Here is a 15,950-nt window from a genome sequence, read left to right as displayed (position 1 = left end):
CCAAGGAAGGCGAAGGAGGACGTCCCGGCATAGGGGGTTCTGTGCAATGGATTCAGGATGGCTGGATAGCCTACCTGCTACGAGTGTGAATTCGAGCCGAAGATGGTTGGACCGAACGAGGCAACCAGAATGATTGCCTGCATGACGAAGGTTTGGCTTCATCGACCATTGCCATAGGTGGCGTCGATTCGAGGGTTGGCAAGGTTGCGCGAAGAGCTTGCAGCAGCATGCCGGCTCGGCGATACAGCCAGAGACACCCCCGCTTCTTCATCGGCTTGCACGTGAGCGCTAGGGGCGTTTGGTGTCACCCGCCTTTACTTCAGGGGTGATATCAACAAGATCGGGCCTGCAAGGGCTGAGAGCCATGACTTGCCTGTGGCTCCTTAGTGCAACCGACTGTTCCTCATGATTCGCTCTCAAGCTCGCCGATCGCTAATCCGACGCGGGAGGCGGGTGTGAACCCTCAATACGAACATGGTTCTTCATTACCAAGAATTTCTGGTTTACGATTACCAAAGAGATGATATAGTGTCCTTAAACAAGAATTTGGTAGTCGTAAACCAAGGAGGCAACATTGGAAAAGACGAGCAACATTGCATGGGAAGTCGCCAACGCTCTTCGCGGATCAGTGATTGACCGTGGTTACAGCTTTATTGCCGTCATGGCGATCTGTCACGCCAAGAGGGCGGCTCTTACCCAGTTCAACGCAGGCATCGCAACTAGCGATGATATTGTTAGTGACCTCATTGAGGTAGTTCACGAAAACGACGAGGACGGCCATATCTCCCATCTTGTCGAGGACGTCTTCGCGTCCGGACGCTACCTTTCGAATTCCGCGGATGCCGTGAGGAAGGTCTACGGAATCCTCCCTGACGATCCCGAGGAACTTGCGAAAATCATTCTCGACATCGAACTGGAGGAAGGCCTTGCTTCCCAATTCATGGGATTCGAGGGAATCACCCCGCGCGGCGTTACCGAACTCGCAGTCAAGGCCCTGGATATCGTCAAGGGAAACCGTGTGGCCGATTTCGGAACAGGAACTGGATCTTTTCTCGTCAGAGCATCCAAGGAAGCCGACTGCGAGCTTGTCTACGGATGCGACATCAACCTGACTTCCGTGGCGATTGCGAAAATGCGCACAGAAGCTATAGGCCCAAACGCTACTGTTGAGCAAGCTGACATGTTTCGCATTGACGGAACCTTCGACAAATGCTTCTCCAACTATCCCTTCGCAATGAAGATGGGCTCCCTTAAGAAGGAGGTGCTCGAGGCCATCGAGTTGCAGGGCTACGAGGGCATCCCGCATTTCCAGTCTAGCGACTGGCTCTTCAACCTTCAGCTCATCGCAAGGCTGAAGGAAGGCGGAAAAGCGGTTGGGGTCATGACGCGCGGAAGCTCCTACAACGGCGCAGACGAGAGGATTCGCCGTCACTTCATCGCCAATGGCTGGATCGAGGCTGTAATCGCACTGCCTGCAGGCATGTTCAGCCCTTGCACGGGAATCCCGACAACCATGGTCATACTTTCGAAGGGCAATGACGCAGTTAGGCTTATCGACGCGTCTGAGCTATGTCAGAAAGGGCGTAGGGAAACGACCTTCTCAGACGGTGACATCGCAAGGATCTTGGAGCTTCTTAACAAGGACGACGAAGGTCTCAGTAGACGTATGACCTATGACGATCTCGCAGCCGACGGCTTCATCCTTAACCCAGAGCGGCACCTTGGAGAGGCCATCGAAGTGAAAGACGGCATCTCGGTTGAGAACCTCTCGCTCAAGATCACCCGAGGATCCGGTTGGGCCAAGAGGCAGCTCGAGGAGTTCAATTCCAACACTTCCACCAAGTTTAGGTACTTGATGCTTCAAAACATCATCGATGGCGAAATCGAAGACGACCTGCCCTACCTCACGGAGATCGAGCCGAGTCAGGATAAGTACTGCGTAAAAGACGGCGATCTACTGCTCTCCAAAATCGGCCCCAATTTCAAGATTGCAGTGGCTGATGTACCTGAGGGCGAGAAGATCCTCGCAACGGGAAACCTCTACATCATCAGCCTCGACCGTGCAAAGGTCGACCCTCGATACGTGAAACTCTATCTTTGCACCGATCAGGGTGTTGCTCAACTCCGAAGGGCATGCGTGGGCACTACCATGCCAAGCATTCCTGCTAAGGCTTTCGACGACATTTTGGTCCCGATAGCGAGCATTGATGAACAGGCAAAAATTATTGATCGCTACGAGGCCCTCCGCCAGGAGATTACCATTCACAAGATGGCAATCGAGAAGGCACGCCAAAAGATGGCAAGCCTCCTGGACGAGGGATAGGGGGTATGTCTTGGATAAGCTCGGAGCAGAGGCGCTTCTAGAACTTCAGGAAGAGATCCTTGCGCGCCTGCCTGAGGAAATCACCACGGTCCTCATCAGGCTTAACACCAACGGTAGACTTGAAGAGTTCCTGTATCTGATTGGAATGGGAGACCTCGCTGAGGGCGATGTGCCCCTCGAGACGTGGCCCGAAGGCAAGGTTGTGGTGTTCGGCGATGCGCGGGCGCGCCCCAAGGACCTATGCGGCGTGGCTAAGGAATTGGGCATTTCCCGCGACCGTATCGTCTTTGTTGATCACGACGAAAGCGTGCGTTACGACTTCCGGAAACTCGAGTACAACCACAATATTGTTGCGGTTATGTTCGGCGCCGTCCCTCACAGCACAAGCGGAAAGGGCTCTGACGGTAGCGTCATTGCGCGCATGGAACGAATGAGAGATGTCTTCCCCAGGGTAATCAGACTCACCGCAAACGGCGGCCTCAAGGTGACCAAGACCAATTTCAGGGAAAATCTCGAATCACTCATCAGTGCAGGGTTTCTCGCCGCCTAACAGTCCACGCCTAGCTGACAGCTAATGAACGTTTTTGGGAAATGATATAATTCGTTTGTATTGCACTTCGCATACACACGGAAGGAACCATGCGATGAGCTACAAGCAACTGATTAAGTCTGGCGCCGATACCACTGATATCCAGCAGTACCTTGTTGGTGGTGAGATGACCGCCATCACGATACGGCTGCCCAAGAACCTCCGAGATAGCGCAAAGGAAGCTGCTGAGCTCAAAGGGATGAGCTTTAGCACGCTCGTGCGCAAGTGCATTATCGACGAACTGTCGAACGTAGAAAGAGGCTAAATTGAATTACAATGAGATCTCCCGCTTCATCTGGGGTACTGCGGACCTGCTTCGCAACACGTATAAGCAGCATGAGTATGGCGGAATCATTCTCCCCTTTACCGTCATGCGTCGTTTGGATGTCGTCCTTAAGCCAACCAAGCAGGCAGTCCTCAAGGCAAACGAGAGTACCCTTCCTGCGGCCATCAAGAAGACGCAGCTCATGAAGGCCGCTGGCAGCGTGGGCTTCTACAATACTTCCCATTACACCATGGAGTCGCTTCTTGACGAGGCTGATGACATCAAAGACAACCTCATCTCCTACGTAACATCTTTCTCCGCTGACATGGCCGACGTATTTGAGAAATTCAAGATCTTTGATGTCATCAAGACCTTGGCAGACAACGACTTGCTCTATTTGATCGTGGAGCGATTCTGCAAACCCGAAGTCGATTTAAGCCCCGAATCTGTAGACAATGCCGTCATGGGCGACATTTACGAGGAACTTATCCGCAAGTTCTCCGAAGTCTCCAACGAGACCGCCGGAGAACACTTCAGCCCGCGCGACGGACTCGCTCTGGCTGCCGAACTGCTCATTGCCGGCGCAAAGGAAGACCTCACCAAGCCAAATGGCATTGTTAAGGTCTGCGATCCATGTGCGGGCACCGGCGGTGCTCTCAGCGTTTTCAAAGAGAAAGTCCGCGGTCTCAACGACGAGCTCGGCCAAGATGTCACCGTAGTCACATATGCTCAGGAGATTAACGACGAGTCATACGCTATCTGCAAGTCTGACACCGTGCTCAAGGGAGGCAATGCGGCGAACGTCCACAAGGGCGACACGCTTGCCGATGACCTCATGGCCGGTGAGACTTTCGGCTACCAGATCTCGAACCCTCCCTACGGCGTCAAGTGGGAAAAGTCCAAGAAAGCCGTCATGAAAGAGCATGAGGAGAAGGGATTCGCTGGTCGCTTCGGAGCTGGCCTTCCCCGAATTAACGACGGCCAGCTGCTCTTCGTTCAACATATGGTCGCAAAGATGAGACCAAGATCTGAAGGCGGCGGTCGTATAGCTGTTTTCATGAACGGAAGTCCAATGTTTACTGGGGCCGCGGGTTCAGGAGAAAGCGAAATTAGAAAGTATCTTCTTGAGAGCGATCTTGTTGAGGCCATTATTGCGATGCCCAACGATTTCTTCTTCAATACCGGCATCTCGACCTACATTTGGGTGCTGAGCAACAATAAAGTCCCTCAACGCCAGGGAAAAGTTCAGCTTATAAATGCAAACGGCATCTACATGAAAATGCCTCGTAGTCTTGGATCAAAGCGAGTGAAACTTAGCGACTCGCAAATCCAGGACATCATGAATTTGTACACCCAATTCGATTCTGCCGATGAATCTGTATCTAAAGTTTTCGCAAACGAAGATTTTGGCTACATTCAAGTCGACGTCATGCGTCCGCTTGTAGATCCCTTCACTGGAAGAATTGTCGTTGACAAAAAGGGAAGGCCAAAAGCCGACAAGTCTCTCAAAGACACAGAGTGTATTCCTCTACGTGAAAGCCCTGAAGACTATCTCAATCGCGAAGTTAGACCCTTTGCACCTGGCGCCTGGATTGAAGCCCGAAAAGACAAAGCCACGAAGCAAATGGTTTTGGGCACGATTGGTTATGAAATTCAATTTAGTAGGTATTTCTTCAAGTTTGAGGAAATACGCCCAAGTTCCGAAATCTTGGCTGACCTACATAAAATTGAGCTTGAAATCTCGTCGCTTTTCGATGAGATTGGAGGTAAGTAATTGAACTCTCCAAAGACTATTCCACTGAAGAGAGTCTGCCTTCTTTGCAGCGGAAACAGTATAAAAGACGAAGACAAGCCGCTGTATATGGACCCAGATAGTGCGGTTCCGTATATTGCTACGAAGAACATCGACCGAGAGACGCATCGAGTCGAATACAACAATGGAATATACATTAAAGACTCCGATAAAGCGTTTCGCCGTGCAGAGGCCGGAGATGTCTTGCTGTGCCTAGAAGGAGGAAACGCCGGAAGAAAAGTCGCGCAGATTGATAAAACTGTTGCATATGTAAACAAGCTCTGCTGCATTCATCCTACAGGCATAAATCCCCGTTTTTTGTATTACGTTGTCCAAGGATCTTATTTTCAACAAGACTTCCTGTCTCGCATGACGGGATTAATCGGAGGTGTTAGCGTCTCTGAACTTGGGCAAATCACGGTTCCCGTTCCCGAACCCGACTATCAAATCGCTGCAGCTTCCTTGCTTGATGAAAAGGTCTCTCTTATTGACAAAACGATTGATCGCGAAATCGAATCGTGCAAGCTTCTTCGCGCTTATAGAAAAGCTATTATTAGCGAACTTGCCCTTAAAGGTTTGAATCCTGCAGTCCAAATGAAAGAGACGAATTCCGAGTGGCTTGAGCAAGTACCAGTTGGTTGGTCGAAGAGTAGAATCTCCGAAGTTCATGATCGGGACATCACATACGGAATCATCAAGCTTGGCGATTCGCCGGAAACCGGCGGAGTTCCGGTGTTCAGATGCAGTGACGTACACGAGGGCTACGTTGATGTCTCTGGGTTGAAAACAGTAACCCCAGGACTCAGTAATGAGTTTTCACGAACCATTCTCAAGGGCGGCGAAGTACTAATTAATGTACGTGGAACCTTGGGTGGCTGCGCAATTGTTCCCCAAGAATGCGCTGGATGGAACATTGCGCGAGAAGTTGCGATGATCGATGTTAAAGAATCCATCTCAGCTCGATTCCTCATGTATTACTTGTCAAGCAATGCATTCTGGTCGTACCTAAACGCCCACCTTGCTGGAAGTGTTTACCAGGGACTGAACATTGAGCTACTCGAAAAGGGCCCGATATATTTACCGCCACTTTCCGAACAAGAAGCCATTGCCGAAGAGCTTGATCGCATCGTTGGCAAGGTTGATGCTCTCATTGAAAAAAGGGCGGCCTCTATCAAGTCGCTCTTGGAGGCGCGTCAAGCCCTTATTACGGAAGTCGTTTCGTGCAAAAATTCCCTTGATGAATTGAGATAGCCCATGGACATTAAAACCGAAACTATCACGAATCCAAGTAACCCCTCATACGAAGTTGCCTCCATCCCTGCAACCCAGGAAAAAGACTTTGAAAGCGACGTTGAACAGTTTCTCGAAAAGATTGGTTGGCGTACTTGGCGCAAGGAACGTGTGTTGGGAGCATCTTTTGCTGCGGCCCAGGCTGATTACGATAGAAAAATTGCGCTTAAGGCAGAATCTTTAATTGGTTTCGTAAAGGAGACCCAACCTAAAGAGTGGGCCAAGATTGAAAACTTGTATGGATCGAATACGGAACGAGAGTTTTTAAAACGCGCCTGCGATGCTATGGAGCCTCACGAGAATCGCGACGGCCTGGTAAACGCGCTGCGCAACGGTTTCAAAATGATTCCCAACGCATCTTTCCAGCTGTGCTACTTCGAGCCAGCGACTGACAAGAATCCCGAGCTTGCAAAAAAATGGAGAGCAAACCGATTCGAGGTCGTCCGCCAGCTCCGCTACGGCACCACGCCCGGAACCAATGAGAACGACTCGGTAGACGTGGCGCTGTTCCTGAACGGCATCCCTGTAGTCACCATGGAGCTCAAGAACAACCTTACAGGTCAGAACACCGAACACGCGGTGACGCAGTACAAGAAAGATCGTTCTAGCAAAGAGCTCCTTTTCAAGCCCAACCGACGTTCGATCGTTCACTTCGCGCTGGACTCCGAGACCGTGCAGATGACCACCTGGCTCAAGAATGGCAAGACCCAGTTCCTGCCCTTTGACAAAGGTAACGGTAAGGCTGGTGCGGGAAACCCCGCCAATCCGAACGGCTGTCGTACCGAATACCTCTATCGTGAGGTGCTGGCTCCCTCCAGCCTCATGGACATCATTCGCCGCTACGTGCGCGTGGAGTACGATGCGGACTCCAAAGCCATGAAGAAGGTCATTTTTCCACGCTACCACCAGATGGATGCCGTACGCACGCTTGTTGCGGATGTGCGTGCAAATGGTGCAGGAAAAAATTACTTGGTACAGCATTCTGCCGGATCTGGCAAATCCAACACCATCTCATGGCTTGCCCACAGGCTCTCCACCTTGCACAACGACAACGGAGATGCCGTATTCGACACGGTGGTTATTCTCACCGACAGAAGGAATTTGGACACCCAGCTCTCAGACAATATTGAGGCCGTGGACCACAAGCGCGGCGTCGTGGTTCGCATTCGCGAGGAGGACGGTTCCGCCGGTCTGCGTGATGCGCTCAACTCAGGAGCGAAGATCGTAACCTCCACCATCCAAAAGTTCCCGTACATCTGCGCCGAGGTTAAATCCACGGGCCGAAAATACGCCGTCATCATCGACGAGGCGCACTCCTCCCAGACCGGCAAGAGCCATGCCAAGATGAAGATGGCGCTAGCCGAACTCGACCTCGACCAGGAGCAAGATGAGGCCGATCGCGACAGGTTGGCCGAGGAGCTGCAAGCTCAAGGGCGTTTGGAGAACGTGAGCTTCTTTGCGTTTACCGCCACGCCCAAGCAGGCGACCCTTGAAGTCTTCGGCACTCGCGACGAGGCGTGCGAGACGGACAAAGACGGGAGGCTCGTACCCAGAGCGTTCCACCTGTACTCCATGAAGCAGGCAATCCAGGAGGGCTTTATTCTCGATGTGCTGGACAGCTACACCTGCTACCAGCAATACTACAAGCTCGCCAAGGTCATTGAGAACGACCCACGCTACAAGGGCTCCAAGGCCAATCCCGCCATGCTTTCCATAGCCCAGAACGACCCGAAGACCGTGGCAACGAAGGCTGGCATCATCGTCGAGCACTTCGCGCACGATGTCGCCGCCGGCCTCGACGGTATCGCAAAGGCGATGGTCGTGACCTATTCCAGGCCGGCAGCCTACCGTCTCTACGCTGCGATCAAGGAATACTCCGAGTCCCACGGCTACGATCTCAAGCCGATGATCGCATTCAGCGGCAAGCTGGAGGTGGACGGCAATGAGCTTACCGAATCGAGCCTCAACGGCGTTCCCGAGACGCAGACTGCGTCCGAGTTCGAGCGCGACGAGCGACGAATCATCGTGTGCGCGAACAAGTTCCAGACCGGCTTCGACCAACCGAAACTTTGCGCTATGTACGTGGACAAGATGCTCACTGGCGTTGCCGCCGTACAGGCGCTTTCTCGCCTGAACAGGTGTTATCCGGGCAAGTTCACTCGCGTGGTGGACTTCGTGAACGACTGGGAGACCATCCGTGCTAGCTTTGCCGCTTACTACGAGGTGACCGAACTCGATGCCGTGACCGACCCCAATGTCGTCTACGACATCAAGGCGAGGCTCGACGGCTTCCGCATCTACGATGAGGCGGAGGTCGAGGCCGTGAGTGACGAGTGGTACGCCACGGGTGACCCGGATGCCACGCTTCGCAAGATCGAGGGCAAGCTTGCTCCCGCCGTCGACAAGTGGAAGGACCTCGAGGACGGTCCCAGGAAGCTGTTCAAGAGCCTGCTTCGCAAGTTCCTGCGTAATTACAGTTTCATAGGCCAAATGGTCCAGCTGGGCGACGAAGATTTACATCGTTTCTTCTGCTATGCCGGCCTGCTCATCAAGAAGCTCTTCAGCGACAAGGACCCAATCGAGGACCTTCACGGAAAAGTGGAGCTGGAGTACCTGCGCATCGAAGACAAGGGTACACGGTCCATCAGCCTCGAGAGCGAAAAGCTCCACAACGGCGCAGCAAACGCCGGGGTGAAGCGTGACGAGGAGAAAGATCTGCTCTCCGAACTCGTGCGTCGCATGAACGAGCTGTTCGGTACCGACTGGGAAGAGGCCGACAAGATTTTCAAAGCTTGCACCGACAAGATACTTGAGGATGGCAAGTTCGTCGCCCAATGCCGAAGCAATCCAATGAGCGATGTCGCCGCCGTGTTCGGCCAGGCGATGATGGGGGCGTTGGGCGCTATCCTAGCCGAGAGCAACGAGATGGCCGAAGCATTCAGCAAGAACGAGGGAGCCTATATGGGCTTCCTGAACGAGAGTCTGTTGCCCTACGTCTACCACAGGGCTAATACGGATGAAAAGTAGGAGTTGGAAACAGGCATGACCGAGATGACACAGTACTCATGGATTCCAAGTTACAAGGCAATTGCCTCAAAGCTTTCAGAAAAACGAAACCAGGAAGGGTACCTGCTTAATATCTGCAATCGCCATGCAAACATGCAAGGCGTTAGCAGGATGGATCCGTTGACCTTCATGGCCCTTTTCAACCGCCATCAAAAAGATGAGACTAGGAGTTCCATCATCGCCGATGTTCTGTCAGAGTTCGGTTTAAAAGAACAGCGCCCCCGAGACTATTGCGGTATCCCTGTGGTCAACAATCAGCAGTGGCGCTTCATGGACGGTCAGGACTCTCATATCGACGAGAAGTGGGACTTCTTTGAGTGCGCATGCCGTTTTGCTATTGGAGGAGAAAGCGAACCAGAGTTCGCGCGGCTCTTCGACATCGTCCTCGGTCAAAAGAATATCGGCCTCGCCAAATTGACAATGGCGCTATTCTGGTGTTTCCCGGAAAGCTTTCTCCCGCTCGATTCAAACACAGCAAGATATCTCGCTGATGCCTACTTCGTTAAGGTCGACAAAAATAGTAAAGGATCTGAATACCTGGGAATCCTCAAAGAAGTTCGCGATAAAACCGACCTTTCTTTCGAAGCGATTTCCACAGCAGCTTACGATTACGATGGATGGGGTCCACTCCCGGGTGTTTTCGATCCCGGTATCGATCAGGCCCTCTGGTTTGAGCTGGTTGAAGACGATGATATCTTCACGCCGGTTTCAATGGATATGCTTTCGAAGATGCTTGAGTTGGGAGGCAGCTCTACATGCAAGGAGCTGTCTGAAGCCTTCGGCGATACGCCTAACCACTACAACGCTGTCGGCTCTTCCCTCGGTGAAAGAATTGCGCTTAAACTCGACATCGAGCCTCGCATTAACCAGTGGGGCGACAACCAGTATTGGAGCATCCCGTTTCTCGGAAAAGCAGCTGACAAAGATCAAGCAGGTACCTTCATATGGAAGATTCGTCCGGAGCTCAAGCTGGCGCTTGAGGGCAACACCCGTCTGTTGCCCAGCTCAGACAATGCATCAGCTCGACAGTCCGAGCCTGGCGAGCTACCTTCGGTCTCTAATGGATGGTGGCTCACCGCCAGCCCGAAGATTTGGAGCTTCGCGGACATCGCCATTGGGGAAGAGCAAAGCTACACCCTCTACAACGAAAAAGGCAATCCTCGCCGTATCCACAAGAACTTTATCGGGGCCAAACCGGGAGACCTCGTCATTGGCTACGAAGCGACCCCAGTGAAGGCTGTCGTTTCCATCTGCGAGATATCTCAAGAGCACGATAGCGAGCGTATGTACTTCAAGAAGGTCCGAGATCTCACTACCCCAATTCCCTTCGAAACAATCAAGAATTGCGCTGAGCTCACGAACATGGAGTTCCTAAAGAACCCTAACGGCAGCTTCTTCAGGCTAAGCGAAGCCGAGGTCGCAGCTATTCTCGAACTTGCATACGAGGATGAGGAGGACGCTCCGACAACAGCTGCAATCGAGTCGTATTCCGACGAGGACTTCTTGGCTGACGTGTACATGGAAAAATCTGATTACGAAGACCTCAAGGGGCTCGTAACACAGAAGAAGAATGTGATTCTCCAAGGCGCCCCCGGAACCGGCAAGACTTTCGCCGCAGAACGCCTTGCCTGGGCAATTATGGGATGCAAAGACAAATCCCGCATTGAAAAAATCCAATTCCATCAGAGTACTTCTTATGATGAGTTCGTCATAGGATTCAAGCCCAACGCGGAGGGAGGATTCTTCATCGAAGAGGGCCCTTTCGTGAAGTTTTGCAACAAGGCCGCTGCCGACAAAGATAGGGTCGAGTACTTCTTCATTATTGACGAGATCAACCGTGCCAATGTTTCCAAGGTGTTCGGCGAACTGCTTATGCTCCTAGAGGACAGCCATCGCGGAGAACCATTAAAGCTCGGCATCGACGGAAGACGCTTCTGCGTTCCCGAAAACGTGACCATTATCGGCATGATGAACACCGCCGACCGCGGCCTGGCGCTGATTGACTATGCACTTCGAAGGCGATTCGCTTTCTTCGAGATGCAGCCTGCACTCAACAACCAAGCATTCATGAAACGCGTTGAAGGGTGCGAGGACCAGCGTATGCTTGCGCTTATCGATGCAGTTCGTAAACTCAATAAGAAGATTGCAGATGACCCAGCTTTGGGCGATGGCTTCCGCATCGGGCACAGTTATTTCTGCAAGAAGAAGGAGGTCGAGCCCGGCTGCGTGGATTCCATTGTTAAATACGAGCTTGTCCCTTTGATTAGGGAGTACTGGTTCGATGACCGCAAGACGGCCGACACCGAGATTGCAAGGTTGAGGAGTCTGCAGTAATGGCTGTAACGGCCGAAGACAACGTAGTCATCAGGAACATCTACTACATGATGGCATATGCCTTTAAGGCGCTCAGTTTGCAAGAGTATGCCGAACTAGCCAAGGAGGGCTTCGGTCGTCTTGAAGATCTCTTGGCAGCCATTCTTGCGCTCGGCATCGGCATCCAAAGAAAGAGGGGGTTCGACCGCGGCTATCTTGAAGTCGAAGAAGACCTGCTTGGTGTTCGCGGGCATATCGATATTTCAGGAACTGCCAAGAACAGGATTGCGCAACATCGCGAAATCAAGTGCGTGTACGACGAGTATTCCGAAGATACTTACATGAATCGCATCCTGAAGTGTTGCGCCTCGCTTCTCTTGGGTTCTTCGACGGTAGACCCATCTGGAAAAGCCGACCTCAAGCGTTGCTTGCATTATCTTTCTGACATTTCGCCACTCGAGCCACAGCAGATTCAGTGGTCTCGGCTGAGATTCCATCGAAACAATCGCAGCTATCAGCTCCTGATGAACGTCTGCCATATGGTTGTGGAAGGTTGGCTGCTTAGCGACAAAGAAGGCGACACGAAGCTTGCGCGCTATGTGGACGGTCAGAAGCTGCATGCCTTATACGAGAACTTCGTACTTGCATACTTCAAAGCGGAACATCCACGGCTGGCCGTCAGCTCAAAGCGGGTCTCTAGCGGCAGCGAAGATGCGCCGTCTTTCCTTCCGGCTCTCTACACAGATGTTACCCTTGAGTACGAAAGCAAAACGCTCATCATTGACTGCAAATGCTACGGGCAAATTATGCAAAGCAATATGGGTCACGAGATCCTATCCCCGGCGCATCGCAACCAGATCTATGGCTACGTCATGCATGAGGCATACGACTTCCCAGAAAAGGAGGTCGAGGGCATGCTCTTGTACGCCCTGACTGAGAGTGAGGCTGCCGTACACGAGAGTTGGAACGAAACCGGCCACGGTTTTCATTGCTTCACCCTTGATCTTGGAGTTGATTTCAGGGAAATCGCACAGCAGCTAGACGACATTGCTCTTTTGGTTGCCAATAACTAACAGAAGGACTAATGCATTTGAAAAGAATCGACTTGCATATCCATACGATATCTACCGAAATCGAGGAAGCTTTCGACTTCTCGATTGAAGCATTAGCTGGGCATGTATCCGCAAACAGCCTTGATGCAATTGCCATTACCAATCACAATATTTTTGACAAAGCAAATTATGGGGAAATCTGCGAAGGCCTTTCAGGAACCATAGTTCTTCCTGGTGTTGAAGTAAGCGTCGAAAAATTCCACGCATTGGTAATCGGAAGCCCGGAACACGTTGAGGCACTAAACGAAAAGTGCGAACAGCTTTCCAGCATTAGCCAGGGAGACGAAGGAATCGGGCTTGAACAGTTTGTTGAGCTATTCTGCGACGGAACATTCCTCGTGATTCCCCACTATAAGAAGAAGCCGTATATTCCTGAAGAGACGCTTCGGAAGCTTGGCAATGTGGTTTCGGCCCTTGAAGTTACGAGTCAGAAAAAATGGCAAAGAGCTTTCGAGTCGCAGGGGAGGCCCGTAGTCATATTTAGCGACTACCGAGCATCCGAGGCTTCCGAAAGCATCATCGGAAAATACACATGCACCTCCATTGAGGATTGCGGCTTCGATGCATTGAAGCTTGCCTTTCTGGATAAGGCGAAGTTTCAGCTATCTGGGCAGGACGGCTTGCTTGAGATCGCTCCAAACCTTTGCGCGTCGTCAAAATTGAACGTCGTGCTGGGGGCGCGTTCTTCAGGAAAAACCTATCTGCTTAACCAGATATATCATTCGCAGGCGCCGGATGACGTACTGTATATCAAGCAATTCGAAATCGTGAAGGATGCGGAGGAGACCGAGTTTTCTCAACTGCTGAAAGATGAAGCATCTAGATTCGAAAGCGCTTATCGCAGAGAGCTCGTTGAGCTATGTCAATTCGTCGAAACGCTTCCTTCTCGCGAATGCACTCTGAAGTCAACGAAGGACTACCTGAAGAAGCTTAAGGAGTATGCGGAAACCGTCTCTCGCGAAGACACCTTCTCGAGATGCGCCATGTACAGCGCTTCGAAGCTCGCCGTCGTTTCATCGGCCGATGAGGAAATACTAGTAAGGTCCGTCATTACGCTGATGGACAAAAACGTGCTGTCCGAACAGATTGAAAGACTTATTGGGCATGAACGGCTGAGAACTCTGCTGGATCTAGCTATTAGCACTTTCAAGAGCGCCGAGCTCTTGAAAGTCCGGAGAGCCAAAACGAACGAGATAATCACAAAAATCAAATCAGCTTTGGCAACAAAATCATCTAGGCCGCAATGCCCGGTTAGCCCCTTCGCGGAAACATGCTTGAGAAGCGAAGTGGTTAGCAGATTATCTGCTTTCAGGCAGAATATGACTCTTCCCCAACTCGTTTCAGAAACGCAAATCGGAAGATTCAAGAGAGTCACAAAGCGCGTCAACCACAAAGATGCAACCAAGCTAAGGCATGCGATAGGCTCTCAGGAAAGTCTTGCCGGCTTGCTGGCGAAGGAACCCGCTGAGTTCGTTGAAAGGGTTATCGCAAATGCCGCCCCTGGTAAGCTTGCTAATGCGTTTTTCGATATAGAGGTTTCCTTGCTAAACGAAGTCGGCGATTCTGTGTCAGGCGGTCAAAAGGCTGAATATCTGTTCTTGCGGAAAATCGAAGATGCACAGACCTTCGACATGGTTCTCATCGACGAACCGGAATCTTCGTTCGACAACCCGTTCTTGTTCGAGGAAATCAGGAGCCACGTAAAGCGAATATCCAATGACACCACCGTGTTTTTGTCCACCCACAACAATGTCCTCGGTGTTTCGGTAAAACCAGATCGCGTAATCCTCGCCACCGTCTCGAAAGATGGGAACCACGATATGTATTCGGGCGACGCCGGTGCCGTGAAACTAACCTCAGCCACAGGAGAAACCATCGATAGGGCCGGCACGCTTCTGGACCTAATGGAGGCAGGACAAGAAGCATATGTAGAAAGGCGGCCATATTATGGCGTTGATTTTCATTAGCGAAAAAACCGGTTACTTCCAGTTGCCGGACAAAGAGAAAAAAGTTATCACTGATTTGACACCAGAGGAGCTCGATGAGGCTGTCGGCGAAGTTTTAAAATCAGGCTTTTCCCGTATGGAAGATTCCTCGCAGATTGCCAATCCAGCAGAGAAAATCATGTTCGAACAACTGAATATGGCATTTAAAGAATTGTCAGAAAGTAGGGAATCTATTCTCAGCGAGATCGATTTGAAATTCGCAGAAGCGGAAAGAAAATACCTCGAGCAGTAGGAGAGGGTTTGCGGATACTGCACTACCCTGCCCTTTGCTTGGCAAAGGCAGTATAATTCAGGGGTCGTGACCCCACCCGGCGCGCGCAGCGCGGCGGGAAGAAAACCACCCGCTATGCGGGTGCGCGTCGAAGGCTTCGCCCTTACGGGGCGGCGGCCGCCAGCTAGGGTTATGATGCATTTGTTCAGGACGCATCGGCCTTAGAAAGGCGGCCACCATGGCAAATCAGGCTAACAGCCTGTCGCACACGAAGTGGATGTGCAAGTACCACATCGTGTTCACACCGAAGTATAGGCGCAAAATCATCTACAACCAATACAGGGATTCGTTGGGCGAGATATTCCAGCAACTCTGCAAGTACAAGGGAGTTGAGATAATCGAAGGGCATCTGATGCCGGATCACGTCCATATACTGGTCAGCATACCGCCCAAGCTGAGCGTGTCGAGCTTCATGGGGTACCTCAAGGGCAAGAGCGCGCTGATGATGTGCGCCTTGCACGCCAACCTGAAGTACAGGTTCGGAAACCGCCACTTCTGCTCCGAAGGCTACTACGCGACGACCGTCGGGCTGAACGAGGCCGCGATCGCCAAGCACGTCAGGGAGCAGGAAGCCCACGACATCGCGCTGGACAAGCTCAGCGTCAAGGAGTGCGAGGATCCCTTCAAGAAGGGGCGGCCTTCGAGAACCCCCTTCGGGGGTAGTCGGGCAATGCGAGCGCCGCTTCAAGCGGCTGCGACGAGCCAAAGGTGGTGCGCCCTGAACGAAGAGAAGGGCAGCGCCTTGGCCTTATAGGCCCTGAGCAAACCACCCTTTTGAAGGGTGGTTTGTACTTGGTGGTTATTACGCCCGTATCGGTACATCGTTCCAGACCATCGGTACGGCATTCCGCAGCATCGGCACAGTGATTCTGCCTAGCAGTGCACACCCACAAGATATTGATTTCAAGGGCCCGACTGCAATC

The 15,950-nt window shown here is 51.9% G+C and carries 10 protein-coding genes and 1 pseudogene; all 11 read left to right on the top strand.

The window, feature by feature from the left end; translation table 11 throughout:
- Window positions 1–574 precede the first annotated feature (574 nt).
- A complete protein-coding gene (locus tag DMP08_RS05580) occupies window positions 575–2,323 on the top strand; it encodes an N-6 DNA methylase (protein ID WP_123191974.1) in 1,749 nt (582 codons plus the stop codon).
- 10 nt (window positions 2,324–2,333) lie between these two features.
- Window positions 2,334–2,873 (top strand): hypothetical protein, encoded by a 540-nt coding sequence (locus DMP08_RS05575; protein ID WP_123191973.1) that lies wholly within the window; start codon window positions 2,334–2,336, stop codon window positions 2,871–2,873.
- A 94-nt stretch (window positions 2,874–2,967) separates the two neighbouring features.
- On the top strand, window positions 2,968–3,177 hold the full coding sequence (locus tag DMP08_RS05570) for a DUF6290 family protein (protein WP_123191972.1): 210 nt from the start codon (window positions 2,968–2,970) through the stop codon (window positions 3,175–3,177).
- 1 nt (window position 3,178) lies between these two features.
- Window positions 3,179–4,951, top strand: a complete 1,773-nt coding sequence (locus tag DMP08_RS05565) for a type I restriction-modification system subunit M (protein WP_123191971.1) — start codon at window positions 3,179–3,181, stop codon at window positions 4,949–4,951.
- Window positions 4,952–6,220, top strand: coding sequence for a restriction endonuclease subunit S (locus DMP08_RS05560; protein ID WP_148042331.1), 1,269 nt, complete (start codon window positions 4,952–4,954; stop codon window positions 6,218–6,220).
- A 3-nt stretch (window positions 6,221–6,223) separates the two neighbouring features.
- Window positions 6,224–9,286 carry a type I restriction endonuclease subunit R gene (locus tag DMP08_RS05555; RefSeq protein ID WP_123191969.1) on the top strand — a complete coding sequence of 1,021 codons (3,063 nt, stop codon included), beginning with the start codon at window positions 6,224–6,226 and terminating at the stop codon, window positions 9,284–9,286.
- A gap of 15 nt (window positions 9,287–9,301) precedes the next feature.
- Window positions 9,302–11,659, top strand: a complete 2,358-nt coding sequence (locus DMP08_RS05550; protein WP_123191968.1) for an AAA family ATPase — start codon at window positions 9,302–9,304, stop codon at window positions 11,657–11,659.
- Complete coding sequence (locus tag DMP08_RS05545) at window positions 11,659–12,711, top strand: 5-methylcytosine restriction system specificity protein McrC (RefSeq protein ID WP_123191967.1); 1,053 nt, start codon at window positions 11,659–11,661, stop codon at window positions 12,709–12,711. Before DMP08_RS05550 ends, DMP08_RS05545 begins: the two co-directional genes overlap by 1 nt.
- 17 nt (window positions 12,712–12,728) lie before the next feature.
- Complete coding sequence (locus tag DMP08_RS05540; RefSeq protein ID WP_148042330.1) at window positions 12,729–14,717, top strand: hypothetical protein; 1,989 nt, start codon at window positions 12,729–12,731, stop codon at window positions 14,715–14,717.
- Window positions 14,698–14,988 carry a hypothetical protein gene (locus DMP08_RS05535; protein ID WP_123191965.1) on the top strand — a complete coding sequence of 97 codons (291 nt, stop codon included), beginning with the start codon at window positions 14,698–14,700 and terminating at the stop codon, window positions 14,986–14,988. Before DMP08_RS05540 ends, DMP08_RS05535 begins: the two co-directional genes overlap by 20 nt.
- A gap of 217 nt (window positions 14,989–15,205) precedes the next feature.
- Window positions 15,206–15,655, top strand: a pseudogene (gene tnpA / locus DMP08_RS05530) (IS200/IS605 family transposase); the annotation flags it as partial.
- Window positions 15,656–15,950 lie beyond the last annotated feature (295 nt).

The organism is Paraeggerthella hongkongensis (assembly GCF_003726035.1).
In the GTDB taxonomy this organism is placed as follows: Bacteria; Actinomycetota; Coriobacteriia; order Coriobacteriales; family Eggerthellaceae; genus Paraeggerthella; species Paraeggerthella hongkongensis.
Note: the sequence above shows the minus strand (reverse complement) of the source record. Positions and strands in the feature narration are given on the sequence as shown.